The following is a 24,627-nucleotide window of genomic DNA, read 5'->3' on the forward strand; positions in this document are numbered from 1 at the left end:
TCAAAGCCTCATTCCGCCGGATCGCAACACGCTATGAAAAAACTTCAGCCAACTTCATGGCCATGATCAAACTCGCATCTATCAGGCTATGGTGTCAGTTTTACGAGTCCGCTGCCTAGTCGATTTCGGGTCTGGGCCGTCAACGGTCAGCATAGATTAAGTCAGCATTCCAAGTGTTCCGGTTAACGCAGCCGCTTCCCGGTTTTCTGATCGAACAGAAAGGCCCGCTCTGATGCCAGTGACAGGCCAACCCGCGTGCCTTCCTTTGATCGCTCATCGCCGCGTTCCTCGACCGTGATTTTCTCGCCTGTGCTTGAGATGAGATAGGCATAGGAAACGCCGCCCAAAGCTTCGGTTAGATCGACGGTGTGTGTGTCGCCAGTTGGGTCGATGGTCAGATGTTCCGGGCGCAGGCCAAGGCAAACCTCGGTGCCATCGGATGGCATTTGAACGGGCAGCGAGATGCTGGTTTGCAGGGCAGGGACCTCCACCGCGCCATCGCGCACCGTGCCGTCCAGGAAGTTCATGGCCGGAGAGCCGATGAAGCCAGCGACGAATTTGTTGTCGGGGTCGCGGTAAAGGTCCAGCGGCGCGCCGACCTGTTCGATATGGCCGCTGCGCAGCACCACGATCTTATCGGCCAATGTCATCGCTTCGACCTGATCATGGGTCACATAGATCATGGTCGCGCCGATTTCCTTGTGCAGCCGTGCGATCTCTACCCGCATTTCAACGCGCAACTCGGCATCGAGGTTGGAAAGCGGCTCGTCAAACAGGAAAACCTCGGGGCCGCGTACAATCGCCCGGCCGATCGACACGCGTTGCCGCTGACCGCCGGACAGGGCAGAGGGCTTGCGGCTCAGGTAGTCCTCAAGCTTCAGGATGCGCGTGGCCTCGGCAACCTTTTTGTCGATCTCGGCCTTGGGATGCCCGTTCATCTTCAGGCCGAAACCCATATTCTGTTTGACCGTCATATGCGGATAAAGCGCGTAGGTCTGGAACACCATCGCCACGCCGCGTTCTGCCGGGTCCATGCGGGTCACGTCGCGCGACCCGATCATGACAGTGCCCTCGGTGGTTTCCTCCAGCCCGGCGACCATGCGCAGAAGCGTTGACTTGCCGCAGCCCGATGGACCGACAAAGACGCAGAATTCACCATCGTCTATGTCAAGGTTAACGCCGTGAATGACCTGCACATCACCATAGCGCTTCACGACGTCTTTAAGGGTCAGGCCAGACATGTTGCGTTCCTTTTCATTACTCGGCTGCCGTTTGATCTGCCGGAAAACGCCAGTGTTCTGCGGTGGCGGCGATCTTGCTGGCGGCGTCCTGCATTTCCGGGACAAAGGTTTCCAGTTCGGCGAGGGTCGTCTTGGAGGTCGTGCTGGTCACAGATATCGCACCGATCACCGACCGGGTTGAGGTCAGGATCGGAACGGCCACGCAGATGATACCTGGCTCATGCTCTTCCCGATCAAGCGCGAAGCCACGCGCACGCACCTCGTCCAGCCCGTCGCTAAGGGCGGTCCGTGAGGTCAGAGTGCTGGGGGTGAAGCCGTGATAGGCCTGCTGGTCCAGTGCACGGTTCAGGTCGCGTTCGGGCAGGAAGGCCAGCATGGCTTTCCCAACGCCTGTGCAATAGGCGGGACCAACCTTGCCTGCCTGCGAGAACATCTCAATCGGGCGCTCAGCGTTGCGTTTGTCCACATATAGGACCTGTCCCGCCTCAAGCTGGGCGATATGGATCGTTTCCCCGATGGATGCGCTGAGCGCGTCGATGAACGGGCGCGCGACCGGGGCCAATGAAAACTGCGCCCAGGCAGTGTGCGCCAGACGGACCAAACGAAAGCCCAGCGAATAGGTTTGGTGATAGTCGTCATAGCTTAGCAGCCCCTCGGTGCGCAGCGTCTGCAGCATCCGGTAAAGCGTGCCGCGGGGGTAGGGCGATGCGTCGAGTATCTCGTTAAAGCGAACCGGCCGTTCGAAATCCGTCACATGCTCCAACACGTTCAGCGCTTTTCTGACCGTGCCGCTGGACGGCGTAGTGTCTGACATACCGGTCCTCCCTCAGCCCTTTTTGATACCGCCCTCTGACTTGGCGGTCCGTCAAGGAATCTGTTGACAATCTAAAACCGCCCTGCGCAGAATTTCAATATGCAATCTTGCATTTCAATAAATGAAACACATCAGGGAGGATATGATGCGTTCCACTTTCAAGGCATCCGTCGCCGCGCTGGCCACGGCGGTCGCTCTTGCCGGTAGCGCGCTGAGCGTTTCGGCTCAGGGTTTGACGGGCGATCTCAAGATTTTCCTGGACACGTCCAATCCGGCCCCGCGTGCGACGATGGAGCAGGCCATCGCCAAGTTTCAGGAGATGAACCCCGATCTCAACATCGAGACCACGATCATCGACCGTGAAGCTTACAAAACTCAGATCCGTAACTTCCTGACCGCCAACTCGCCGGATGTGGCCACCTGGTATGCGGCAAACCGCATGAAGCCTTATGTCGAGGCAGGCCTGTTCGAGGATGTCAGTGATCTGTGGGCCGAGCCTGAGATCGCCGAAAACCTGGCTTCGACCAAGGGCGCGATGACCATCGACGGTAAGCAATGGGGCGTGCCCTATACCTACTATCAGTGGGGCGTCTATTACCGCAAAGACATCTTTGATGAGCTTGGCCTGTCAGAGCCGACCACCTGGGAAGAGGAAAAGGCCAACTGCCAGAAGATCGTTGAGTCCGGGCGCGTTTGCTACACCATCGGCACCAAGTTTCTTTGGACCGCAGGCGGGTGGTTCGACTATCTGAACATGCGGACAAACGGGTTCGACTTCCACATGCAACTGGCCAATGGCGAGATCAGCTGGGAAGATGAGCGCGTGCGCCAGACCTTCGCCAACTGGCGCGAGCTGATCGACATGGGGGCGTTCCTGCCCAACCACCAGACCTATAGCTGGCAGGAGGCATTGCCCTTCATGGTGAAGGGTGAAGCCGCAGCCTATCTGATGGGGAACTTCGCGGTGGCCCCGCTGCGCGATGCAGGCCTGACCGACGATCAGCTGGACTTCTATCAGTTCCCAGTGATCAACCCGGATGTCGAGCTGGCCGAAGATGCGCCGACCGATACATTCCACATCCCGTCAGGTGCCGAGAACAAGGAAAACGCCAAGGCATTCCTACGCTTCATCGTGTCGCCAGAGGTCCAGACGACCATCAATGCCGGCGATGCGCTGGGCCAACTGCCCATCAATGCGCAATCTTCGGTGGATGATGATAAGTTCCTGAACCAGGGCTTTACGATGCTGTCCAGCAATTCCCCCGGCGGTGTCGCGCAGTTCTTTGACCGCGACTTCCCGGCTGAAATGGCCAAGGTCGGCATGGAAGGCCTGCAGGAATTCATGGTGCGTCCTGACAATCTGGATGCGATCCTCAAGCGGCTCGAAAAAGCCCGGGGCCGTATCTACAAGTAAGACTTGAAAGGGGCGACCGCCGGGCCGCCCCTTTTCGACGCGTTGTCACGCATGCAATGTGCAAGGCAGTCGCGTCTTTTGCGGATCAGACCAGGCTTGGTCAAAGCGGGGGTCCTATAGATGCCAGACACAGTCTCTATGTCATCCGAAACGCGGTCGCACCGGTCGTGGTACAAACGGAACGAGATTGCCATAACGCCCTGGCTGTTCCTGCTGCCTGCGATCCTGTTCTTTCTGGTCTATGTGATCTTTCCCATTTTGCAGAGCTTTAACATCTCGGCCTATGAATGGGACGGGTTGGGCGACAGGACCTATGTGGGGCTGGAGAACTATCGCGAGCTTTGGGACGACCCGGCGTTCTATGTCTCCCTCCGCAACAACCTGGTCTGGCTGCTGATGTATCTGCTGGCGATCCCCACCGGGTTGTTCATCGCCTTGTTCCTGAACCAGACGGTGACCGGAATCCGGATCTACAAATCCCTGTTCTTTTTTCCTTTTGTCATCTCGCAAGTGGTGGTCGGGCTGGTCTTTACCTGGTTCTACGATCCCACCTTTGGTTTGCTGAACTCTGTCCTTGGGGTGGTTGGGCTGGGACCGGTCAATGTGCTGGGCGATCCTGACTATGTGACTTATGGCATCATCGCCGCAGGGCTTTGGCCGCAGACGGCCTATTGCATGATCCTGTATCTGACGGGCCTGAATGCCGTTGATCCCGAACAGGTTGAGGCTGCGCGCCTGGATGGGGCCAAAGGGTGGAAAATGCTGTGGTATGTCATTATCCCGCAACTGAAGCCCGCCACGTTCATCGCCTTTGTCGTGACAATCGTCGGCGCGCTGCGCTCTTTCGATCTGATCTCGATCATGACCAATGGCGGCCCGTTTGGCGAAAGCCGGGTGCTGTCGTTTTATATGTTCGAGGTGGCGCTATCCGAATACGGGTTCCGCATGGGGTATGGTGCCGCGATTGCGGTCGTGCTGTTCCTGATCATGCTCTGCTTCATCGCCTATTTCCTGTGGTCGATGTATAAAGACGAGAGGGGACACTAGCATGTTTCCCAAACCCATCGAAAAATCTTCGCGCGCGGTCCGGGTCAGCTATCAGGCGATGCTGCCGGTTGCCCTGATCCTGTGGCTTTTGCCGCTGATGGCGGTGGCCCTGTTTTCGGTCAAACCATCGGGCGATTTCGCGTCGGGTAGCTACTGGAGCTGGCCGTCGACCTTTGGCGGGTTCGAGAACTATTCCAAGGTGTTTTTTGACTCGGACATGCCGCGCTACCTGTTGAATTCGCTTCTGATTACCGTTCCCACGGCGCTTGGGGCGGTTGCGCTGTCCTGCATGGCGGGGTTTGCGCTGGGCATCTATAAATTCAAGGCGAACTTGTGGATATTCTTCATGTTTGTCGCGGGCAATTTCGTGCCCTTCCAGATCCTTATGGTGCCGGTGCGCGACCTGACCCTGGACCTTGGTTTGTACAACACAAAAACTGGTCTGGTGCTGTTCCACATCGCCTTTCAGACCGGGTTCTGCACCCTGTTCATGCGAAACTTTATCAAGGGACTGCCCTTTCCCCTGATCGAGGCTGCGCGGGTTGAGGGTGTAGCAGAGTGGAAGATCTTTTTGTATGTCGTGCTGCCGCTGATGAAGCCGGCGATTGCGGCGCTGACGGTGCTGATCTTTACCTTCATCTGGAACGACTACTTCTGGGCTGTGGTGCTGACCCAGGGTGCGGAAAGCCAGCCGGTGACGGCGGGCATCACCTCGTTCAATGCGCAATATCGGGCCGCCTATCATTTGATGAGCGCCGGGGCGATTGTCGCAGCGCTGCCGCCGGTGCTGATCTTTTTCCTGATGCAGAAGCACTTTATCGCCGGTCTGACGCTTGGGGCTGTCAAATGATCCGATGCTGGCGTCTTGATGACGTCCGCCAGACGCTTGTTTTAGGGGCCCGCGATGATGCGTTGGCGTCGGTGGTCTATTGGGGCCCGCCTTTGCCCGGTGGCGAAGATCTGGAGGCGCTCTATCACACTTCAATCCCGGATGTGACCGGCGGCATGCTGGATGAACATCCGGACCTGTCGATTTGCCCGGCGGCGGCGCGCAGTTTCCCGGGCCAGCCGGGTATCAGCCTACAATCGGGCGATGGTGCTATATTGCCGATGTTTCGCTTCACCTCGGTTGAGGAAACCGGGGACGCGGTGGCTCTGCACTATGCCGATATGGCTAACGGCCTGCACTACACGGCTTCGTTCACTATCAACCCGCAAACCCATATCATCACAACCCGCTCCCGGTTGGAGGCGGATGCGCCCGTCCATCTGCACTGGCTAAGCGCGCCTGTCGTTCCTGGGCCGCAACAGGCGGATGAGATGATCGACTTTGCCGGGCGCTGGTGCGGCGAGTTCCAGTTGAACCGCACCCCATGGACACCGGGCATCCGCTGCCGCGAGAACCGCACCGGACGCACCGGGCACGCGCATTTTCCCGGCGTGATCCTGCCGCATCGGGGGGCCACCAATACGCAAGGCGTTGCCCATGCCTTTCACTACGGCTGGTCCGGCGGGCCCGGATGATCGCCGAAGAGCTGCCCGATGGCCGCCGTCAGATCCAGTTTGGCCATGCCGCGGGAACGGAGGTTACACCGCAAACCGTCTTTGAAACTGCCCCGCTTTATGCTGCGTTCTCAGACAGCGGTATCAATGGCTGTGCGGTGGCCTTTCAGCGCCATCTGCGGGATGAGGTTCTGCGCGCCCAGGTGCCGGACCGTCCAAGGCCCGTCCATTACAATTGCTGGGAAGCGGTCTATTTCGATCACGATCTGCCTGTGCTGATGGATATTGCCGCGCGTGCGGCAGGTCTGGGGGCGGAGCGTTTTGTGCTGGATGATGGCTGGTTCGGCCAGCGCGATGACGATACGCGGTCGCTGGGCGACTGGGTTGTCGATCCACGCAAGTACCCCGATGGCCTGACGCCCTTGATTGACCATGTGCATGAACTTGGCATGAGCTTCGGGCTTTGGTTCGAACCCGAAATGATCAACCCGAAGTCCGAGGTATTCCGCGCTCATCCAGACTGGGCGCTGGCAGCCGCAGATCAGATTCTCGGGCGTCAGCAGATGGTGTTGGATATGGCGCTGCCTGAGGTGCGGACATATCTGTTCGACCGCATCGCAGCCCTGTTGCGCGCCCATCCGATTGACTACATCAAATGGGATCACAACCGGGTGCTGCCGGTGCCGGACGCCCGCCAGACACGGGGCACATACCAGCTGTTGGACGACCTGCGCACCGCGTTCCCGAAGGTAGAGATCGAAAGCTGTGCATCGGGCGGCAGTCGGATCGACTTTGGCATTCTTTCGCGGACACAGCGCGTTTGGCTAAGCGACAGCAATGACGCGCTGGAAAGGCTGCACATCCAGCATAATGCCGCGCTCTTTCTGCCGATGGCGGTGACTGGCAGCCATGTTGGCCCGCGCCGCTGCCACACGTCGGGCCGGGTGCTTGATATCCGGTTCCGCGCCTGGGTGGCAGCGCAACGGCATATGGGGTTCGAGATGGACCTGCACGAACTGAGCGAGGATGAGGCACAGGTGCTGCGGCAGGTCACCGACTGGTGGAAGGCCAACCGCGACTGGATGTATAGGGCCGATATCCTGAGGCTGGACAGCGCCGATCCTGCGATCATTGCAGAACAGCAACTGGCGGAAGATGGCGCGCGCTTCGTTGTCTTTGCGGGCAAGGCTGCAACATCTGCCCAGATCGCCCCGCGTCCACTGCAACTGACCCGTCTGGACCCGAAAGCCACCTATCGCATTGACCTGATCAATCGTGCCGATTGTACGCATCTGTCACGGGGGGGCGTGCCGTTGAAATCCGGCCCGCAGGAGCTGAGTGGCGCGTATCTGATGCATCACGGTCTGAACCTGCCCTGGGCCTTCCCAGATACCATGTGGGTTGTCGAAGGGACCAGATTGTGATGCAGGGCAGGATCAGCTTGTACTGCTGCGCTTGGGCCTGTCTAACCAGCATTGCTGCAAAATAGAAAAGACTAAAGGATATCATTCGATATGAGCCAGACAGCCACATTTCATGACCTTAAGGACAAAAGTGTCTTTATCACCGGCGGCGGCTCTGGCATTGGTGCCGCGCTGACGGATGGACTGATGGCGCAGGGCGCGAAAGTGGCGTTTGTCCAACGCTCCGACGCATCGGATTTTGCCAGTGAGATGGCGCAAAAGCATGGGCACGCACCACATTTCATGGGCTGCGATATAACCGACACCGAACAGCTGCGCGCCTGTATCGCCGAAGCATCCAAGGTGCATGGCCCGGTGACGGTTCTGGTGAACAACGCCGCGAATGATCAGCGCCATACTACGCTTGAGGTGGACGAAGCGTTCTGGGACTGGTCACAGGCGATCAACCTCAAGGCCTATTTCTTTGCCTGTCAGGCGGCTATTCCCGGCATGCAGAGCGCGGGCGGCGGCTCGATTATCAATTTCAGCTCAATCAGTTACATGATGGGCAATGCCGGTTATCCGGCCTACACGACCGCCAATTCCGGGATCAACGGCCTGACCCGCAGTCTGGCGCGCGAGTTTGGCCCCGATCGCATCCGCGTCAACGCGCTGGCACCGGGCTGGGTTTTGACCGACAAGCAAAAGGAAAAATGGGTAACGCCCGAGGCGCTGCAGGCTCATCTGGATCGGCAATGCCTGAAGGATACGCTTGCCCCGCAGGATATGGTTGATGCGGTGCTGTTTCTGGCCTCAGACACCAGCCGGATGATGACCGGTCAATCGCTGGTCGTCGATGGTGGCGTCGTGGTGACAGGGTAGGGTGATGACAGAGGTGTCTGACAAAACTGCCTGGATTGCCGTTGACTGGGGCACCACGAACCTGCGGGTTTGGGTGCTGAATGATACGGATCAGGTGGTGGCCCGGGCGGAAACGGATCAGGGAATGGCCGGTCTGGATCGCGAGGGGTTCGAACCGGCGCTGCTGAACCTGATCGACCCCTTTCTGGCACAGGACCGGGTGACGCCTGTGCTGTGCTGCGGCATGGTCGGATCCCGTCAGGGCTGGGCAGAGGCCCGCTATGTGACCGCCCCCTGCACGCCGCCCGGCGGGCGGGAGGCGACGCAGGTCAGCACCAATGACAGCCGCATCTCGGTCTCTATCCTGCCCGGCGTAAAACAGACCAATCCCCCGGATGTCATGCGGGGCGAGGAAACCCAGATCGCCGGTTTCCTGCGCGATGTCCCGGATTTCGACGGGGTGTTGTGCCTGCCCGGCACCCATACGAAATGGGTGCAGATCAGCGCGGGCGAGATCGTCAGCTTCCGCACCTGCATGACCGGTGAATTATTCGCGCTGTTGTCCGAAAATTCCGTCCTGCGCCACAGCGTGGCGGGTGAGGCAATCGACACTGCCGCCTTTGATGATGCAGTGGCCGAGGCGCTGACCCGGCCCGAGGCGCTGTCGGCGCATCTGTTCCGCCTGCGGGCGGCCTCCCTGATCGCAGAGATGCCAGCGGTGGAGGCCCGCGCGCGCTTGTCCGGCAGTCTGATTGGCGCAGAACTGGCTTCGACGCGACCCTATTGGCTGGGTCAGAACATCGCACTGCTGGGCGCTGCCCGGTTGGCTGAACTTTATCGCTCGGCGCTTGTTGCACAGGGGGCAGAGTGCATGCTGGCCGATATCACCGAAATGACCCTGCGGGGCCTGAGTGCGGCCCGATCTTCGATAAAGGACCCGACATGAGCCGACAGATCATTGCCATTCTGCGTGGCATCACACCGGCTGAAGCACCGGATATCTGCCACGTTTTGATCTCGGCCGGGATTGACCGCATCGAGGTGCCGCTGAACTCCCCTGACCCGTTTGACAGCATTCGTCTGATGGCTGAGGGCTTTGGGGACCGGGCCATGATCGGTGCGGGCACTGTTTTGACCGTCGAGGATGTCGAGCAGGTGCGACAGGCGGGCGGACAGATGGTGGTATCGCCTGATGCCAATGCTGAGGTGATCGCAGCGACGAAAGCCGCTGGAATGGCCTCTTACCCCGGAATTTTGACGCCGACCGAGGGGTTTGCAGCGCTACGCGCCGGGGCGGACGGGCTGAAGCTGTTTCCGTCGTCTCTGGTTGGCCCGGCAGGGCTGAAGGCGATGCTGGCGGTGCTGCCCAAGGGCACGCAGACCTTTGCTGTTGGTGGTGTCGGCCCGGATAACTTTGCTGAATGGACCGCCGCAGGTGTCGCCGGGTTTGGCATTGGCACGGCGTTTTATCAGCCCGGTTTCTCAACTACCCAGGTCGCGTCTCGCGCGGCGGAGATCGTGACCGCCTATGATGGGGCTGCCGCATGACTGAGGTAACGATATTCGATCCCCGCCACTGTGCCCTTGGCGAAGGGCCGCTTTGGCATCTGGAACGGCACCAACTGTTCTGGTTTGATATCCTTGGTAAGAAGCTGTTGAGCGAAGGCGCGGAATGGACGTTTGATGAACATGTCTCTGCCGCCGGTTGGATTGACAGGGATACCCTGCTGGTCGCTTCCGAGACCGCATTGCTGCGCTTTGATCTGACCACCGGGCAGTCTGATCCCATCACTCCGCTTGAAGCGGATGATCCGCGGACCCGGTCCAATGATGGGCGGGCGGATCCTTGGGGCGGGTTCTGGATTGGCACGATGGGCAAAAATCTGGAACAGGGGCTGGGGGCGATCTATCGCTTTTACCGGGGGGAGGTGCGACAGCTGTTCGCCCCGATCACCGTGTCCAACGCCATCTGCTTTGCCCCGGATCGTCGGCACGCCTATTTCACGGATACACCAACCCGCAAGGTGATGCGCCAAAGGCTGGACGCGCAGGGATGGTCTGACGGTTCAGCGGAGGTTCTGATTGATCTGTCAGAGGAAAGGCTGAATCCCGACGGGGCTGTCGTGGACAGCGACGGCTGCTTGTGGATTGCGCAGTGGGGGGCGGGCCGGGTGGCGCGCTATGATGCGGATGGGCGGTTTCTGTCCGCTATCCCTTGCCCGGCCAGCCAGACGACCTGCCCGGCATTCGGCGGGGTGGATTTGCGCAGGCTGTTTGTGACATCGGCAGCGGATGGCGTGACAGAGGCGAAGGGTGGCCAGACGTTCATGATTGACACCGAAGTAACCGGTCAGGCTGAACATAGGGTTGTGCTGTGATGCAGCGCAGCCTTGGCACCTGTTACTATCCCGAGCACTGGCCGCGCGACATCTGGCAAGACGACGCGCGCCGTATGGTCCAGGCGGGGCTAAGCTGGGTCCGCATCGGCGAATTCGCCTGGAGCCGTCTGGAACCTGTCCCGGGGCAGTATGACTTTGACTGGCTGGACGATGCGATTGCCATCCTTGGCGCTGCGGGCTTGAAAGTGGTTCTTGGCACCCCAACGGCGACACCCCCACGTTGGATGCTGGACCGGCATCCCGACATGCTGGCCGTTGATGTCGAAGGCCGCCCGCGCAAGTTCGGCTCGCGCCGGCATTATTGTTTCAGCCATGAAGGATACCGGGCGGAATGTGCCACGATCGTTGCGCGTCTTGCGGAGCGATATGGGCGCAATCCGCACATTGCAGCCTGGCAGACCGACAACGAATACGGCTGTCATGACACGGTGCTGTCCTACAGCGCCGCCGCGCGCGACGCTTTTCGCGATTGGCTGCGCCAGCGTTACTGCACGATTGAGGCCCTGAACACCGCCTGGGGCAATGTGTTCTGGTCGATGGAGTATGATGATTTTAGCCAGATCGACCTGCCCAATCTGACAGTGACTGAGGCAAACCCGGCACACTGGCTGGCCTTCCGTCGCTTTTCCTCAGATCAGGTGGTAGCGTTCAACCGGTTGCAGGTGGATATTCTGCGCGACCATAGCAATGCGCCCATCCTGCATAACTATATGGGGCGCGAGACCCGTTTTAATCACTTCCGCCTTGGCGAGGATCTGGATATCGCCAGCTGGGACAGCTATCCGCTGGGTTTTCTTGAGGATCGCGTGGGGGCCGATGCAGACCGCCAGCGCCGTTTCGCGCGACAGGGCGATCCCGATTTTCAGGCGTTCCATCACGATCTTTACCGTGCCGTTGGCAAGGGCCGCTGGTGGGTCATGGAACAGCAGCCGGGGCCAGTGAACTGGGCCCCGACCAATCCCGCCCCCTTGCCCGGCATGGTGCGTCTTTGGACGTGGGAGGCCTTTGCCCATGGGGCCGAGGCAGTCTGCTATTTCCGCTGGCGCCAGGCCCCCTTTGCGCAAGAGCAGATGCACGCCGGATTGCTGCGCCCCGACAGTGCCGATGCGCCCGCAATGGTCGAGGTTCAGCAGATCGTCGCAGAGCTACAGGATGCGCCAGAGGTGCAGCAATCCCGCGCACCGGTCGCCCTGATCTTTGACTATGACGCTGATTTCGCCTGGACCACGCAGCCGCATGGTGACGGTCTTAGCTATTTCGACTTGGTGTTTGAGGTTTACCGCGCTTTGCGCGGCCTTGGTCTGTCGATTGATATCCTGCCGGCCAGCGCGGACGCTTTCGCAGGCTATGGCCTGATCCTTGCCCCCGGTCTGATGCATATGAACGCGGCGCTAAAGCAAGCCCTGGCCGACAGCGGAGCGCAGGTAGTGCTTGGCCCGCGAAGCGGCGCGCGGGATGCCGAGATGACTATCCCTGTGCCGCTGCCGCCTGCTATTCCAGGGCTGGACGTCACGGTGACCCATGTTGAAAGCCTGCGCGCCGATATGCCCTTGCCGCTGCAGGCAGGCGGGGCGGTGCAGCGTTATCGGGATGTGCTTGAGGGCACAGCCACGGTTCAGGAGGCGACGCTGGACGGCGATCCTGTCGTAATGACGCAGGGGGATTTGACCTATGTCGGGGGCTGGCTGGACCAGACTGCCTGGCGTCGGGTATGCCGCAGGGCTTGCCAGAAGGCCGGGATTGAAACACTGGACCTGCCCGATGGCGTGCGCCTGCGCGATTGCGGGGCAGAGCGGTTCTGGTTCAACTACGATGCGGATGACGTCACGCTGCACGATCTGACCCTTCCAGCCGCAGGGGTGCTGAGACAATCCTGCGCGACCAAGGATTGACATGAATAAGAAACGCCAGCCCCGAAGTCCCGGGGCTGGCGTTCAAAAACAACGAATTGGCTGAGGTCAGGCGACCAGATTAGCCTCGGTCTTGGCGCGAATATCGGCTTCGCTCACATCCGGTGCCATTTCGACGATCTTCAGACCGCCCTCGACCACATCGAACACGCCCAGATTGGTGATGATCCGATGCACCACGCTTTGCCCGGTCAAGGGCAGGGTACATTCGCGCAGCAGCTTGGTTTCACCAGCCTTGTTGGTGTGGTCCATGATCACGATGACGCGCTTGACGCCCGCCACCAAATCCATGGCCCCGCCCATGCCTTTGACCAGCTTGCCCGGGATCATCCAGTTGGCCAGATCGCCGTTTTCGGCCACTTCCATTGCGCCCAATATGGCCATATCGATCTTGCCGCCCCGGATCATGCCAAAGCTGGTGGCGCTGTCGAAATAGCTGGTGCGGGTCAATTCGGTGATGGTCTGCTTGCCCGCATTGATCAGATCGGCGTCGATCTCATCCTCGGTCGGGAAGGGGCCCATGCCCAGCATGCCGTTTTCCGATTGCAATGTGACGTCGACACCTTCGGGAATATAGTTCGCCACCAGCGTCGGGATACCAATGCCCAGATTGACATACATGCCATCCTGCAATTCCTGCGCGGCCCGGGCGGCCATTTGATTGCGGTCCCACATATCAGGCCTCCTTTCGTGGACTAAAGATAAGTACGGAATCACGAAGATTCATGTGTCTTTCCGGTATGCTATGAATTTCAACTGCGCGTCTGTACTGTCGGCCCGTTTCTGCGACGAGCGTATCTGGATCGATGCCTAGATCGGCCAGAAATTCGTCACGTATTACGCACTGCTCGGCTGGTGATTCGTTTAGCGCCTCGACTATACGAAGGAAGCTGTCATCGTCTTCCATAATCAAGCCTCCCTTACGGTGCGTTGCTCGATGCGCTTTTCATGCGTGCCCTGGATCAGGCGGTTCACATAGATGCCGGGCAGGTGGATCAAGTCAGGGTCAAGGCTGCCGCGCGGCACGATTTCCTCCACCTCGGCGACGCAGACCTTGCCGCACATCGCCGCGGGCGGGTTGAAGTTGCGGGCAGTCTTGCGGAAAATCAGGTTGCCGGTGTCGTCGGCCTTCCAGGCTTTGACGATAGAAAGGTCGGCAAAGATGCCGGTTTCCAGGATATACCGCTCGCCGTTGAACTCCCGTTCTTCCTTGCCGTCAGCGATCACGGTGCCAACGCCGGTGCGGGTGTAAAATCCGGGGATACCCGCACCACCGGCGCGCATCCGTTCGGCCAGGGTGCCTTGGGGGTTGAACTCCAGCTCAAGCTCGCCGGACAGGTATTGCCGCATGAATTCGGCGTTTTCCCCAACATAAGAGGAAATCATTTTCTTGATCTGCTTTGTCTGCAACAGCAGGCCCAGGCCGAAATCATCGACGCCAGCATTGTTTGATGCGACAGACAGGTTTTTTGTGCCCGCATCACGGATCGCCGAGATCAGGTTTTCCGGAATGCCGCATAGGCCAAAGCCCCCGGCCGCAATCAACATGCCATCAAACAGAAGCCCATCAAGAGCCTCTGTCGCGCTATTATAGACCTTCTTCATGACTTCTCCCCGCCGTGTTTGCGGGCAATGTCGGTCAGGTTTCGGGGAAGGTCAAGTGCAGCTAGCCCGGGTGGTCTTCTAGGATTGTGCGGAAGGTGACGCCGGGGCCGGTCATGACGCGTGGGTCATCGCCCGCGCCGAGGCTCATCACCGTTTGGGCCAGTACAACGATTTCCGCATCCGAGGCCGCGACGCGCGATTTGATGGTTTCTGCAAAGGCTTCGGTATCGCCCGCTGCAAAGCTGCCCCAGGCCTCTCCTATCAAAGTGAAAGTAAGGCCGTTGTGATCTTTCAGATCGGAGAAAAGTGCTTCGGTTCGGGGCAGAACCCGTGGGCTGGCAACCATAACTTCCACTTTTTGGCCGGGCGCTGCCCGACAAACCGCATCGCGTAGCACTCTGTCACTGTGATAGAATGGCGGACCTGCGGCGTCTCTCAGCAGCGAACTGGTTAATACAACCGCATCGCTGATCGGTGCCAAGCGGCGCAGATGCATCTGGGTTTCTTCAAGCAGGCCAAGATGGTCTCGTTCCAGCGCGCGGTTCATCAACTCGCTGTGGACGTGATGCATGAGGGTGATTTCCGGCGGGCAGGCGGCTTCGAAAATAGCGATATTTGCGTCCAGCGTATGCAGGCAGCTTACGATCATTGCAGGTGAAATAGCTTTGGCTTGTCCGTATGTCATGGTGGTGGACCCTAACCGCCGGGCGGGGCGGCACTGTGGCATGAATCTCGGTCATTCTGTGAACGTGTACTGGCTAAAAAAGGCAGAGAGGATCCCGAAAAACCGTTACAAACCAACTACGCCATCCCCCCTGCCGCAGGGCGACAATGGCATCAATACGGCAACGCGACTGTGAGCAAGATCACTTGATGCCGCTAAGCGGTCACTTTTTTGACGTGACGGTCGAGTTCCTTACGCAAGGCCGTCAGTTCCGCCTTCGCCCGTGTCTTGCCCGATTGTTCAAAGGCGGTTTGCCCGCGCCCCATCTGTGAGGCCAGCACGATGCGGTTGCCGATACAGCTTTTCAGAACCTGTGCTTCCTGGTTTTTGAGAGCTTTGGTGGCGTCATCGACATGGGTGCCACGGGGCGGAACACGGTTCAGCACGATCCGTGCGGCGGTTTTTTCTTTGGCCGCCATCTCCAGAATCGGGTCTGTGGCCCAGATATCCAAGGCGCTGGGCTGGCAGGGGATCACCACCATGGCGCTTTCGCGCAATGCTGCCTGCAGCAGGTCCGAGGCATTGCCGGGGCAGTCGACAAGGACAATATCGGCCTGCGCGTTGGCCTCACGAATATCCGGCCCGGCGCGCCAGCCAGCGCCTTGCCTAAGATCGAAGGCGTCGTCCCCGCGCAGGTTATTCCAGGCACTTAAGGAGCGTTGCGGGTCCAGGTCGATCAGGATGACGGATTTGCCAGCTTGCTGCCAGGCGCGGGCCAGATGTGCGACCAAAGTGGTCTTTCCCGCCCCACCTTTCTGCTGCGCGAATGTCAGGGCAATACCCATTGCGACCTCCCGTCTTGTGCGGCGCAGCATAGCCGGACATGCGGCGGTTTGGCAATCGGCCTGTTTGCTGGTCAGATCAGGTTGGCATCATCAAGACTGCCTAATAGGCTGAACCGGTGCAAAGGATCATCCGGTCAGTCAGCCGCAGCTGCATCCTCAACCCGCAGCTTGGCTTTGCGCCGCCCGCCCCAATCGTCGATCTCCAGCCGTCCGGCGATGTGGAACGGGCGACCGTCATGCTGTTCCAGCATTGCGCCGATCTCGCTGTCAAAGGCCCTGAAGGCGATGGCATCCAGTTTCGCAGTTCCGTCGGTCAGTGTCAGGCGCAGATGCCGTTCTCCGGCGCGTTTGCAAAACGCCACCCTGACGGAGGCCAAGGCAAAGCGCGGGGCAGGGGCGGAGGCACCGAAAGGGCCAGCAGCCTCCAGCGCGTCGATCAGGTCAGGGGTAGCGGCTGTAGGTGTGGTCAGGGTGTCAATCCGAATTTCTCGCGGGCCGCTGTCGCCTGCGCCTTGTGCGGCCAGCGCTGCGCCTAAACGGTCCATTGCCTCTGGTATCTTGTCCTCGGCCACGGTCAGTCCCGCTGCCATCTTGTGGCCGCCGCCCGCGATCAAGACGCCCTCGCGGGTCAGGGCCGCGACCGAGGCCCCCAGATCAACACCCGTGACCGAGCGGCCCGAGCCTTTGCCGATGTCATCCTCCAGCCCGATCACAATCGCGGGGCGGTTATGGGCGTCTTTCAGGCGTGACGCGACAATACCGACAACGCCGGGATGCCAGCCCTCGCCTGCGGCCCAGATCAGCGGTGCGTCCAATCCGCGCGCCTCAGCCTGAGCTTCGGCGGCAAGGCGCACCTGATCCTCAATTTCCCGGCGTTCGGTGTTTAACTCGTCCAGTTTGGCGGCCATCGCGGCGGCTTCGTGGGGATCGCGGCAGGCCAGTAGGCGCGCGCCGAGGTCGGCTTTGCCGATGCGTCCACCCGCATTGATCCGTGGGCCCATCAGGAAACCCAAGTGATAGGCGGCAGGCGCACTGCGCAGCCCGGCCACATCGGCCAAGGCGGTCAGGCCGACCCTTTCACGCCGGCCCATCACCGTCAGGCCATGCCGGACAAAGGCGCGGTTGAGGCCCACCAGCGGGGCAACATCGGCAACGGTGCCAAGAGCGACAAGATCCAGCATCTGCAATAGCGGCGGAACCGGCCCGGCATCCCGCAGCGCGCGGTTGGCTGCGACCAGCGCCATGAAGACCACCCCGGCAGCGCAAAGATAGGTCAGCGGCGTGGTTTCATCCTGCCGGTTGGGATTCACGACAGCGTTGGCCTCGGGCAGGGTCTCCCCGCCCAGATGGTGGTCAAAGACCAACACATCTGCGCCCTTGGCCCGCGCTGCAGCGATAGGGTCATGGCTCACCGTGCCGCAATCAACGCAGATGATCAGATCGTGGCGGTCGGCCAGTGCCTGCATTGCTTCGGTATTCGGGCCGTAGCCTTCGGTGATCCGGTCGGGGATATAGAGCGACGCATCGCGGCCCATCTGATGCAGCCAGTCCAGCAGCAGCGCGGCAGAGGTGCCGCCATCGACATCGTAATCGGCAAAAATCGCGATCCGTTTGTTGCCGCGAACCGCCGTGACCAGCACGTCAACCGCCTTATCCATATCCAGAAGGGTCGAAGGATCGGGCATCAAGTCGCGCAGCGATGGGGACAGATACCCCTCTGTCTCGGTTGCATTCACGCCCGCACGCGCCAGCACCATGGCAACAGCATCCGGCAGGCCGCTTTGCTGCGATAGACCCGCCGCTTGGCGCGACAGATCTGCATCAGGGCCGACCCAGCGTCGCCCCAAGATCGAGGATTCGACGCCAAGAAATGCCTCAGTCACCGGCCTCGTGATCCTTCATCTCCCACTCACGCCCGGGATCGCACACCTTGGCTTCTCCCTGTGCTTTGCGCAGGATGGCAAACAGCATCAGCAGGCTGACCACCCCGGAAAAGGTCAGCCCGACGCCAACACCAATCCAGTTTTCCTTCAGGAAGGACCGGATTACCAACGCAAAAGCCATCGCATCCATAAGTGCCAGCACGATGAGCATCTTCACGAAGCTGCGTGGACCGCTCTTGCGGCCACCCTGATTGCCAAAGCCGATCTTGCGGGACATCAGTTGTTATTCTGCCGGTAGAACAGACGTCGGATGGAGCCGGTTTTGGAACGCATCAGCAGCGTCTCTGTCTCCAGCCATTCGCCATCGCGCCGCGCGCCCTGCACCATGGAGCCGTCGGTGACGCCGGTGGCGGCGAAGATCACATGTTCGGTGACCATCTCGTCGCGGCGATAAATTTTGTCGAGGTCCTCAATACCGGCCTTGCGGGCGCGGCCCTCTTCATCCGCGTTGCGGAACATCAGTCGGCCGGAAATCTGGCCGCCAAGGCTTTTCATCGCCGCAGCTGCCAGCACGCCCTCGGGCGCGCCGCCGGATCCCATATACATGTCAATCCCGGTCTTGTGGGGGTCAGCGCAGTGGATGACGCCAGCAACGTCGCCATCGGTGATCAGGCGGATGCGCGCGCCGGTTTCGCGAATTTCGGCAATCAGGTCGGCATGACGCGGGCGGTCCAGCACGCAGACCATGATATCCATCGGCGCGCAGCCCTTGGCATTGGCCATTTTGATGATGCGTTCGGTAGGTGTCATGTCCAGCGTGACCAGATCAGGCGCATATCCAGGCCCGATGGCCAGTTTGTCCATATAGACATCCGGGGCGTGCAGCATGGAGCCGCGCGGCCCCATGGCGATCACGGCCAGCGCGTTGGGCATATCCTTGGCGGTCAGGGTTGTGCCCTCAAGCGGATCAAGGGCGATATCGACGCCGGGGCCGTCGCCGGTGCCGACCTCTTCGCCGATGTAAAGCATCGGCGCTTCGTCCCGCTCACCCTCGCCGATCACTACAACGCCTTTGATATCCAGCATGTTCAACTGCGTGCGCATCGCGTCCACAGCGGCCTGATCGGCGGCTTTTTCGTCGCCCGAGCCAATCAATTTGGCCGAAGCGATGGCGGCGGCTTCGGACACCCGGGCCAGGCCCAGCGACAGCATCCGATCGGAAAAGAGGTTGGTGTCTGCGGGCATTCTGTGTGTCCTCCTAGACCTGTTCAATGCGATAGGCGATGGGGGCGGCAAGGCATGCTTCCAGCCCCTTGATGCGGTTTAATGCTACGTCCAGTTCGGCGCGGGTGCAGGCATGGGTGACCATGATCACTGGTGCGCTGTCTCCGGCATGGTCGATCTGGCGCATGCGGTTGATGGAAATTCCTGTGCGGCCCAGAACCTCTGCCACCTGCGCCAATGTGCCGGGTCGGTCTGCCAGATCAAAGCGCAGATAGAACGATGCAGGAGAGTCTGCCCCTGATGCCCGGTGTCCGTTCAGTGTTGATGCCGGGGCGCCGAATGGTGGGATAATCAGGCCGCGAGCGATATCGATCACGTCGCCCATCACCGCAGAGGCAGTCGGCCCTGCACCGGCCCCCGGTCCCTGATAAACCGTCTGGCCGATAAAATCGCCCTCTACCACAACCATATTGCTGACGCCTTCAAGCTGGCCCAGCGGTGAGGTGGCGGGGACAAGGCAGGGCTGCATTCGGGTTTCCACGCCGGTGTCGGACTGGGCGGCAACGCCCAGCAGTTTGATCCGGAAGCCCATTTCGCCGGCGAAGCGGATGTCGGTCAGGGTGACCCGTTCGATCCCTTCGATCTGCATCACGCTCATATCTGGTTTGGTGGCAAAGGCGGTCGCTGCCAGCAGGGCCAGCTTTTGGGCGGCATCAATGCCGCCGACGTCAAAGGCGGGGTCTGCCTCGGCGTAGCCCAGGCGCTGCGCGTCGGCCAGAACATCCTGATAGGAGGCGCCGGTTTCCTCCATCTGGGTGACGATATAGTTGCAGGTGCCGTTCATGACGCCCATGACCCGGGAGATGGCGTTCGCAGCCAGACCCTCGGTCAGTGCTTTTACAATAGGAATGCCGCCTGCGACTGCCGCCTCAAACCGCAGGGCGCGGGTCTGGCTTTCGGCCTGCTGGGCAAGGGTGGCACCATGGGCGGCCATCATCGCTTTGTTGGCTGTGACAACATGCTTTCCGGCCTCAAGCGCGGCCTGGGTCGCGGCATAGGCCGGGCCATCCTCGCCGCCGATCACCTCAATCAGAAGGTCGATATCGTCGCGACGCGCCATGGCCACCGGATCATCCTGCCAGTCATAGGCATCCAGGTTGACGCCCCGGTCACGGCTGCGGGACCGGGCCGAAACAGCAACCAGTTCCAGCGGACGCCCGGCGCGGGCCGTCAGAAGGTCGCGGTGTTGCTGCAGGATCGTGACAACACCAGCCCCAACGGTTCCAAGACCTGCAATGGCGATGCGGAGCGGCTGTGTCATCTGTTGGACTTTCCTATTCGAAACATTGGCGATGTGATAGGCGAGGGGCGGCTTCGGTGCAACCGGATAGAGGCGCGGTGATCCAGTGGCGCAGTGCAGGTCATGGCGATGAGGGCCGCGCCCGACCCTGGGTGGGCGCCGCGCATCATCTTTGAGGGAATACTACTGCTCAGGCCTCCAGAAAGCCCCAGCCGTCGGGCAGGAACCCGCGCTCTAGTGCGATCTTGGTTGCGCGTTCTTCGTGCAGCCAGATGTCTTCGGCCAAAAATGCGACATCCGGCACCGTCAGTGTCAGGCCGCCCTCTTCGGTCGGTTCTGCCTCATAGCCGAACATTTTCAGCGCCCGGATGGCGGCCTCGGCATCTGCGGTGTCACCGGGAATGAAATCCAGGTCGAGGTCGATCACGCTGCCTTCCTTGACGCCCTTCTTCTGCAATTCGGCGACGGTCCAGAAGGTCTCGGCCTTTTGATGATCGAAATCGTGGCTCATGGCGTGTCCGTCAAAACGCCGTTACGCAGATACAGAATGCGGTCCATGCGGGCGGCAAGGTCCAGATTGTGGGTAGCGATCAGGGCCGCCAGACCGGTTTCGCGCACGATCTGGGTCATGGCGGCAAAAACAGTGTCCGAGGTGTCCGGGTCCAGATTGCCCGTGGGCTCATCCGCCAGCAGAACCTCGGGTTGATTGGCCAGTGCGCGGCAAAAGGCAACGCGCTGCTGTTCCCCGCCGGAAAGTTCAGCCGGGCGATGGCTGGCGCGGTCTGTCAGGCCGACCGTAGCAAGCAGGGTTTCAGCCCGCGCAGCGGCGGCGGCCTGATCCACCCCGGCAGCACGTTGGGGCAAGGTAATGTTTTCCAGCGCCGTGAATTCCGGCAGCAGATGGTGAAACTGATAGATGAACCCGATCCGGTCGCGGCGCAGGGCAGTGCGCTGATCATCAGAACGCGCATCCACCGGCTGGCCGCCAATCGACACGGTCCCGGCATCCGCTGATTCCAGCAGTCCCGCGATATGCAGCAATGTTGATTTTCCCGCGCCAGACGGGGCAACAAGGGCGACGATTTCCCCTTTTTTCAGAGTCAGGGAGGCCCCGCGCAGCACCGAAACCTCATTCGCAAGCCCTTTGTTGTAGGCCTTTTCGATGGTGTCCAGCCGTAATGCTTCACTCATATCGCAAGGCCTCAACCGGGTTCATCCGCGCCGCACGGCGGGCGGGAAAATAGGTGACGGTGAAGCTAAGCAACAAAGCCAGCCCCGTGGCGCGGAAGATATCCCAAGCGCGCAGCTCTGCCGGTAGCTTGTAAAGCTGGTACTTCGCCGGGTTCCAGGCCCCGCCGCCGGACACCCAGTTCACCAGATCAAAGATCGGATCGATGTTCATCACGAACAAGACCCCCAGCACGACGCCAATCAGTGTGCCGATGACGCCGATCGAGGCGCCGCAGATGAAAAATACCCGCAGAACCGATCCTTCGGACAGGCCCATCGTGCGCAGGATGCCGACATCCCGGCCCTTGTTTTTTACCAGCATGATCAGGCCAGAGACGATGTTCAGCGTTGCCACCAGCACAAGGATCGACATCAGGATGAACATTACGCTGTCTTCCATCGCCAGCGTTTGCAGGAAGGACCCGATGGCCTGCTTCCAGGTTTTTACATAGTAAGCGCCGTCCAGCGCATCATCAACATTCGGAATAACCGTGTCGACGCCTTCGGGATCGGCTACAAGGGCATCAATCCGGTCGGCTGTGCCTTCCTTGTTGAAATAGCTCTGCGCCTCAGCAAAGGGCATATAGATGCGGCTGCGATCAATATCCTCGCGTCCTGCAGAAAAGATATGCACCACCTCGTAGGAGTTGATCCGCGGCGTGGTTCCAAATGGCCCCTCGACCCCATCGGGAGAGATCAGGTCAATGAAATCGCCGACCACAAGACCCAGATCGCGGGCTATACCCTGACCGATCGAAACTCCTTCGTCGAAGCGGCCGAAATCGCCGCGTACGTAGGTGTCGTCCGGTGCATCATTGAACAAGGGCAGGGCATCAAGGTCAGCCTTGCGCTGGCCGAACACAATGGCACCGGTGTTGCCCCCATTGGCCGATGCCATGACCTGACCGACCACAAGCGGTGCGGCCTGTGTCACGCCTTCGGCGGCGGCAACTTTGGCGGTCACCTCTTCGAAATCTTCCATACCACGCAAGAGGTTGCCATATTCGTCCACGCGCGTCGGGCCAAACACGGTGATATGGGGATTGGCCCCGATTATCGTCTGAACGAATTGCGTGCGATATCCGCTGCGCACCGCCAGCGTGGCGATCAGGGCAAAGACCGCCAGCGCGACACCCACCAGCGAGATGATCGACATGACGGAAACCCCGCCTTCGCGCCGCCTCGCGCGCAGGTATTTCCAAGCGATTTGCCATTCAAAGGCAGCAAAGGGCCGTGTACGGCTGGACATGACTGCTCCGGTCTATTTTGCGGCGGACAGTGCGGGGCCGGGCCGCAAAGGTCAAGCGGTCAGGCCTATAGCGTCCCGTGAGATACCTGAGATATCCAGTATCATCGAACGCGTTGAAATCTCTGATTTCAAGCAGTGTTGGATGAGTCAGGTTTTTCGCATGATGCCTTAGCCTGCGTGGCGGCGGCGACCGAACAGAACGCGCCCGAAGAGAGACAGGATCATGCTGGACAGAATGAAGGTGACCACAAACCCGACCGCACCAAAGGTTGCCCCTTCCAGCGTGACCGGCAGGGCGGGTTTGAAATCCGCCCAGGTGCGTTCCGCTATGTCCTGATCAGCAACGGTCGGTGCTGCCAGAAGGCGGGACAAGGCGGTGGAGTTCACCAGATTCGTGCGCTCGGCAGAAAGACGCTTATGCCGTTCGAATGTCCGGTTCATGTCCTGATTGCGGAACACCAGAAACTGGGTGCCGTCCAGTTCCCCCAGCGCTTGTTCACGTGTCATCCCAGCACGGGTGGCTGATCGGTCAAAATCAGCGATCACCAGGACAAGTTCATCAACTGCCCCGGATAGACGTTGCAGATATTGTTGCGAGAATTCAGGGAATTGCGCGGCACCAGCACCGCCCATCAAACCAATCACCAAGGCAATCACGCGCATCGAACACCCCCATTGTCAGGTTCAGGCGTAAATCTGTGCAATCCGGTCAAGCGCGGCTTCGATGCTCATCTCTTCCGCGTCACCGGTCCTGCGCGAGGTTACCTCAACCACGCCATTTTTCAAACCGCGCGGACCGATGGTGATGCGCCAGGGCACCCCGATCAGATCAGATGTTGCAAATTTGGCACCTGCGCGTTCGTCTCGATCATCATAAAGCGGATCAAGGCCTTTGGCCTGCAAACCCTTGTAGAGTTGATCGCAGGCCGCATCCGCCGCGCTGTCGCCTTGCTTGAGGTTGACGATTACCGCATGGAAGGGCGTGACGCCTTCGGGCCAGATAATACCGTTTTCGTCGTGGTTTGCCTCGATCAGCGCACCGACAAGGCGGGACACGCCGATACCGTGGCTGCCCATATGGACCGGAACCCGGTTGCCGCTGTCATCGACCACAACCGCGCCCATGGCATCCGAATACTTGGTGCCGAAATAGAAGATCTGGCCAACTTCGATGCCGCGGGCCTGACGGCGGCGGTCTTCGAGCACCTGATCAAACGCCGATGCGTCATGGGTCTCATCGGTACGGGCATAGCGCGAGGTGAACTCCTCCAGCACGGACTGACACTGCGCGACGTCGTCATAGTCGATATCACGGTCCCCAAAGCGCAGATCGGTGATCTCGCTGTCATAGAACACCTCGCTCTCGCCGGTTTCGGCCAGCACCAGGAATTCGTGGGTATAATCCCCGCCAATCGGTCCGCCATCCGCGCGCATCGGGATCGCTTGCAGGCCCATGCGCTCATAGGTCCGCAGATAGCTAACAAGGTGGCGGTTATAGGCGTGCAAAGCGGCTTCTTTCGTCAGGTCGAAATTGTAGCCGTCTTTCATCAGGAACTCACGTCCACGCATGACGCCAAAGCGGGGGCGGATTTCGTCCCGGAATTTCCACTGGATATGATAGAGGGTTAGCGGCAGGTCCTTGTAGGAGCCAACGGAGTTGCGGAATATATCAGTGATCAGTTCTTCGTTGGTGGGGCCATAAAGCATGTCCCGTCCGTGCCGGTCAGTGATGCGCAGCATTTCCTGCCCATAGTCATCATAGCGCCCGCTTTCGCGCCACAGGTCGGCAGATTGCAGGGTCGGCATCAAGAGCGGGATATGCCCCGCGCGCTGTTGTTCTTCATGCACGATCTGTTCAATGCGGCGCAGCACTTTCAGGCCAAGCGGCAACCAGGAATAGATCCCGGCAGAGGCCTGCCGGATCATACCCGCACGCAGCATAAGCCGGTGCGACGCGATCTGCGCCTCGGACGGCGTTTCTTTCAGGATGGGCAGGAAGTATCTGGACAGGCGCATTTCGGTGCTCTTGGCTGAT

23 protein-coding genes and 1 pseudogene are annotated in these 24,627 nt (G+C 60.1%); 9 read left to right on the forward strand and 15 right to left on the reverse strand.

The genetic code is table 11. From position 1 onward, the window contains the following. Positions 1–182 precede the first annotated feature (182 nt). Both ACW9UQ_RS08320 and ACW9UQ_RS08325 read right to left on the reverse strand, forming a co-directional pair. Positions 183–1,241 (reverse strand): ABC transporter ATP-binding protein, encoded by a 1,059-nt coding sequence (locus ACW9UQ_RS08320; protein ID WP_458930552.1) that lies wholly within the window; start codon positions 1,239–1,241, stop codon positions 183–185. Positions 1,242–1,257: 16 nt separating this feature from the next. Next, a complete protein-coding gene (locus tag ACW9UQ_RS08325; protein ID WP_458930553.1) occupies positions 1,258–2,055 on the reverse strand; it encodes an IclR family transcriptional regulator in 798 nt (265 codons plus the stop codon). A gap of 145 nt (positions 2,056–2,200) precedes the next feature. Between ACW9UQ_RS08325 and ACW9UQ_RS08330 the strand changes: the two genes are divergently transcribed. The 9 genes and pseudogenes from ACW9UQ_RS08330 to ACW9UQ_RS08370 all read left to right on the forward strand — a co-directional run bounded on the left by ACW9UQ_RS08330 (position 2,201) and on the right by ACW9UQ_RS08370 (position 12,574). Then, the gene (locus tag ACW9UQ_RS08330) at positions 2,201–3,469 is read left to right on the forward strand and encodes an ABC transporter substrate-binding protein (RefSeq protein WP_458930554.1); all 1,269 of its coding nucleotides are present in this window, start codon (positions 2,201–2,203) and stop codon (positions 3,467–3,469) included. A 120-nt stretch (positions 3,470–3,589) separates the two neighbouring features. Continuing rightward, entirely contained in the window at positions 3,590–4,516 is a 927-nt protein-coding gene (locus ACW9UQ_RS08335; protein ID WP_458930555.1) for a carbohydrate ABC transporter permease, read from the forward strand. Between the two features lies 1 nt (position 4,517). Then, positions 4,518–5,366 (forward strand): carbohydrate ABC transporter permease, encoded by an 849-nt coding sequence (locus ACW9UQ_RS08340; protein WP_458930556.1) that lies wholly within the window; start codon positions 4,518–4,520, stop codon positions 5,364–5,366. Then, positions 5,363–7,443 (forward strand): annotated as a pseudogene (locus tag ACW9UQ_RS08345) (alpha-galactosidase). Before ACW9UQ_RS08340 ends, ACW9UQ_RS08345 begins: the two are co-directional and overlap by 4 nt. A gap of 90 nt (positions 7,444–7,533) precedes the next feature. Beyond that, positions 7,534–8,304 (forward strand): SDR family NAD(P)-dependent oxidoreductase, encoded by a 771-nt coding sequence (locus tag ACW9UQ_RS08350; protein ID WP_458930557.1) that lies wholly within the window; start codon positions 7,534–7,536, stop codon positions 8,302–8,304. Between the two features lie 4 nt (positions 8,305–8,308). Further along, positions 8,309–9,229, forward strand: coding sequence for a 2-dehydro-3-deoxygalactonokinase (locus tag ACW9UQ_RS08355; protein WP_458930558.1), 921 nt, complete (start codon positions 8,309–8,311; stop codon positions 9,227–9,229). Next, positions 9,226–9,831 carry a 2-dehydro-3-deoxy-6-phosphogalactonate aldolase gene (locus ACW9UQ_RS08360; protein WP_458930559.1) on the forward strand — a complete coding sequence of 202 codons (606 nt, stop codon included), beginning with the start codon at positions 9,226–9,228 and terminating at the stop codon, positions 9,829–9,831. The genes ACW9UQ_RS08355 and ACW9UQ_RS08360 overlap by 4 nt, the downstream gene beginning before the upstream one ends. Next, entirely contained in the window at positions 9,828–10,661 is an 834-nt protein-coding gene (locus ACW9UQ_RS08365) for an SMP-30/gluconolactonase/LRE family protein (protein ID WP_458930560.1), read from the forward strand. The genes ACW9UQ_RS08360 and ACW9UQ_RS08365 overlap by 4 nt, the downstream gene beginning before the upstream one ends. Continuing rightward, positions 10,661–12,574, forward strand: coding sequence for a beta-galactosidase (locus ACW9UQ_RS08370; RefSeq protein ID WP_458930561.1), 1,914 nt, complete (start codon positions 10,661–10,663; stop codon positions 12,572–12,574). Before ACW9UQ_RS08365 ends, ACW9UQ_RS08370 begins: the two co-directional genes overlap by 1 nt. A gap of 66 nt (positions 12,575–12,640) precedes the next feature. Here the strand turns inward: ACW9UQ_RS08370 and ACW9UQ_RS08375 are convergent, their stop codons facing one another. The 13 genes from ACW9UQ_RS08375 to proS form a co-directional block, all read right to left on the reverse strand. Next, on the reverse strand, positions 12,641–13,267 hold the full coding sequence (locus tag ACW9UQ_RS08375; protein WP_458930562.1) for a CoA transferase subunit B: 627 nt from the start codon (positions 13,265–13,267) through the stop codon (positions 12,641–12,643). Positions 13,268–13,501: 234 nt separating this feature from the next. Further along, positions 13,502–14,197: a CoA transferase subunit A gene (locus tag ACW9UQ_RS08380; protein WP_458930563.1), complete on the reverse strand. Its 696-nt coding sequence runs from the start codon at positions 14,195–14,197 to the stop codon at positions 13,502–13,504. Positions 14,198–14,258: 61 nt separating this feature from the next. After that, positions 14,259–14,882: a hypothetical protein gene (locus ACW9UQ_RS08385; protein ID WP_458930564.1), complete on the reverse strand. Its 624-nt coding sequence runs from the start codon at positions 14,880–14,882 to the stop codon at positions 14,259–14,261. 194 nt (positions 14,883–15,076) lie between these two features. Then, positions 15,077–15,706 carry a ParA family partition ATPase gene (gene parA, locus ACW9UQ_RS08390; RefSeq protein ID WP_458930565.1) on the reverse strand — a complete coding sequence of 210 codons (630 nt, stop codon included), beginning with the start codon at positions 15,704–15,706 and terminating at the stop codon, positions 15,077–15,079. A gap of 134 nt (positions 15,707–15,840) precedes the next feature. Next, a complete protein-coding gene (gene recJ, locus ACW9UQ_RS08395) occupies positions 15,841–17,589 on the reverse strand; it encodes a single-stranded-DNA-specific exonuclease RecJ (protein WP_458930566.1) in 1,749 nt (582 codons plus the stop codon). Continuing rightward, complete coding sequence (locus ACW9UQ_RS08400) at positions 17,582–17,866, reverse strand: hypothetical protein (RefSeq protein ID WP_458930567.1); 285 nt, start codon at positions 17,864–17,866, stop codon at positions 17,582–17,584. The genes recJ and ACW9UQ_RS08400 overlap by 8 nt, the downstream gene beginning before the upstream one ends. Next, positions 17,866–18,834 (reverse strand): class II fructose-bisphosphatase, encoded by a 969-nt coding sequence (glpX, locus tag ACW9UQ_RS08405; protein WP_458930568.1) that lies wholly within the window; start codon positions 18,832–18,834, stop codon positions 17,866–17,868. Before glpX ends, ACW9UQ_RS08400 begins: the two co-directional genes overlap by 1 nt. Positions 18,835–18,847: 13 nt before the next feature. Beyond that, a complete protein-coding gene (locus tag ACW9UQ_RS08410; RefSeq protein WP_458930569.1) occupies positions 18,848–20,134 on the reverse strand; it encodes a homoserine dehydrogenase in 1,287 nt (428 codons plus the stop codon). Between the two features lie 169 nt (positions 20,135–20,303). Beyond that, on the reverse strand, positions 20,304–20,624 hold the full coding sequence (locus ACW9UQ_RS08415; protein WP_458930570.1) for a ribonuclease E inhibitor RraB: 321 nt from the start codon (positions 20,622–20,624) through the stop codon (positions 20,304–20,306). Then, positions 20,621–21,304, reverse strand: a complete 684-nt coding sequence (locus ACW9UQ_RS08420; protein ID WP_458930571.1) for an ABC transporter ATP-binding protein — start codon at positions 21,302–21,304, stop codon at positions 20,621–20,623. Before ACW9UQ_RS08420 ends, ACW9UQ_RS08415 begins: the two co-directional genes overlap by 4 nt. Then, positions 21,297–22,592, reverse strand: a complete 1,296-nt coding sequence (locus tag ACW9UQ_RS08425; RefSeq protein WP_458930572.1) for an FtsX-like permease family protein — start codon at positions 22,590–22,592, stop codon at positions 21,297–21,299. The genes ACW9UQ_RS08420 and ACW9UQ_RS08425 overlap by 8 nt, the downstream gene beginning before the upstream one ends. Before the next feature lie 168 nt (positions 22,593–22,760). Then, positions 22,761–23,255, reverse strand: coding sequence for a DUF2937 family protein (locus ACW9UQ_RS08430; protein ID WP_458930573.1), 495 nt, complete (start codon positions 23,253–23,255; stop codon positions 22,761–22,763). Positions 23,256–23,276: 21 nt separating this feature from the next. Next, entirely contained in the window at positions 23,277–24,608 is a 1,332-nt protein-coding gene (gene proS / locus ACW9UQ_RS08435; protein ID WP_458930574.1) for a proline--tRNA ligase, read from the reverse strand. Positions 24,609–24,627: the final 19 nt, after the last annotated feature.

It is taken from the genome of Halovulum sp. GXIMD14793, assembly GCF_054457435.1.

Coding starts and splice junctions, on each gene's coding strand:
- ACW9UQ_RS08320 (WP_458930552.1), bottom strand. CDS start 1,241: ATGTCTGGCCTGACCCTTAAAGACGTCGTGAAGCGCTATGGTGATGTG.
- ACW9UQ_RS08325 (WP_458930553.1), bottom strand. CDS start 2,055: ATGTCAGACACTACGCCGTCCAGCGGCACGGTCAGAAAAGCGCTGAAC.
- ACW9UQ_RS08330 (WP_458930554.1), top strand. CDS start 2,201: ATGCGTTCCACTTTCAAGGCATCCGTCGCCGCGCTGGCCACGGCGGTC.
- ACW9UQ_RS08335 (WP_458930555.1), top strand. CDS start 3,590: ATGCCAGACACAGTCTCTATGTCATCCGAAACGCGGTCGCACCGGTCG.
- ACW9UQ_RS08340 (WP_458930556.1), top strand. CDS start 4,518: ATGTTTCCCAAACCCATCGAAAAATCTTCGCGCGCGGTCCGGGTCAGC.
- ACW9UQ_RS08350 (WP_458930557.1), top strand. CDS start 7,534: ATGAGCCAGACAGCCACATTTCATGACCTTAAGGACAAAAGTGTCTTT.
- ACW9UQ_RS08355 (WP_458930558.1), top strand. CDS start 8,309: ATGACAGAGGTGTCTGACAAAACTGCCTGGATTGCCGTTGACTGGGGC.
- ACW9UQ_RS08360 (WP_458930559.1), top strand. CDS start 9,226: ATGAGCCGACAGATCATTGCCATTCTGCGTGGCATCACACCGGCTGAA.
- ACW9UQ_RS08365 (WP_458930560.1), top strand. CDS start 9,828: ATGACTGAGGTAACGATATTCGATCCCCGCCACTGTGCCCTTGGCGAA.
- ACW9UQ_RS08370 (WP_458930561.1), top strand. CDS start 10,661: ATGCAGCGCAGCCTTGGCACCTGTTACTATCCCGAGCACTGGCCGCGC.
- ACW9UQ_RS08375 (WP_458930562.1), bottom strand. CDS start 13,267: ATGTGGGACCGCAATCAAATGGCCGCCCGGGCCGCGCAGGAATTGCAG.
- ACW9UQ_RS08380 (WP_458930563.1), bottom strand. CDS start 14,197: ATGAAGAAGGTCTATAATAGCGCGACAGAGGCTCTTGATGGGCTTCTG.
- ACW9UQ_RS08385 (WP_458930564.1), bottom strand. CDS start 14,882: ATGACATACGGACAAGCCAAAGCTATTTCACCTGCAATGATCGTAAGC.
- parA (WP_458930565.1), bottom strand. CDS start 15,706: ATGGGTATTGCCCTGACATTCGCGCAGCAGAAAGGTGGGGCGGGAAAG.
- ACW9UQ_RS08400 (WP_458930567.1), bottom strand. CDS start 17,866: ATGTCCCGCAAGATCGGCTTTGGCAATCAGGGTGGCCGCAAGAGCGGT.
- glpX (WP_458930568.1), bottom strand. CDS start 18,834: ATGCCCGCAGACACCAACCTCTTTTCCGATCGGATGCTGTCGCTGGGC.
- ACW9UQ_RS08410 (WP_458930569.1), bottom strand. CDS start 20,134: ATGACACAGCCGCTCCGCATCGCCATTGCAGGTCTTGGAACCGTTGGG.
- ACW9UQ_RS08415 (WP_458930570.1), bottom strand. CDS start 20,624: ATGAGCCACGATTTCGATCATCAAAAGGCCGAGACCTTCTGGACCGTC.
- ACW9UQ_RS08420 (WP_458930571.1), bottom strand. CDS start 21,304: ATGAGTGAAGCATTACGGCTGGACACCATCGAAAAGGCCTACAACAAA.
- ACW9UQ_RS08425 (WP_458930572.1), bottom strand. CDS start 22,592: ATGTCCAGCCGTACACGGCCCTTTGCTGCCTTTGAATGGCAAATCGCT.
- ACW9UQ_RS08430 (WP_458930573.1), bottom strand. CDS start 23,255: ATGCGCGTGATTGCCTTGGTGATTGGTTTGATGGGCGGTGCTGGTGCC.
- proS (WP_458930574.1), bottom strand. CDS start 24,608: ATGCGCCTGTCCAGATACTTCCTGCCCATCCTGAAAGAAACGCCGTCC.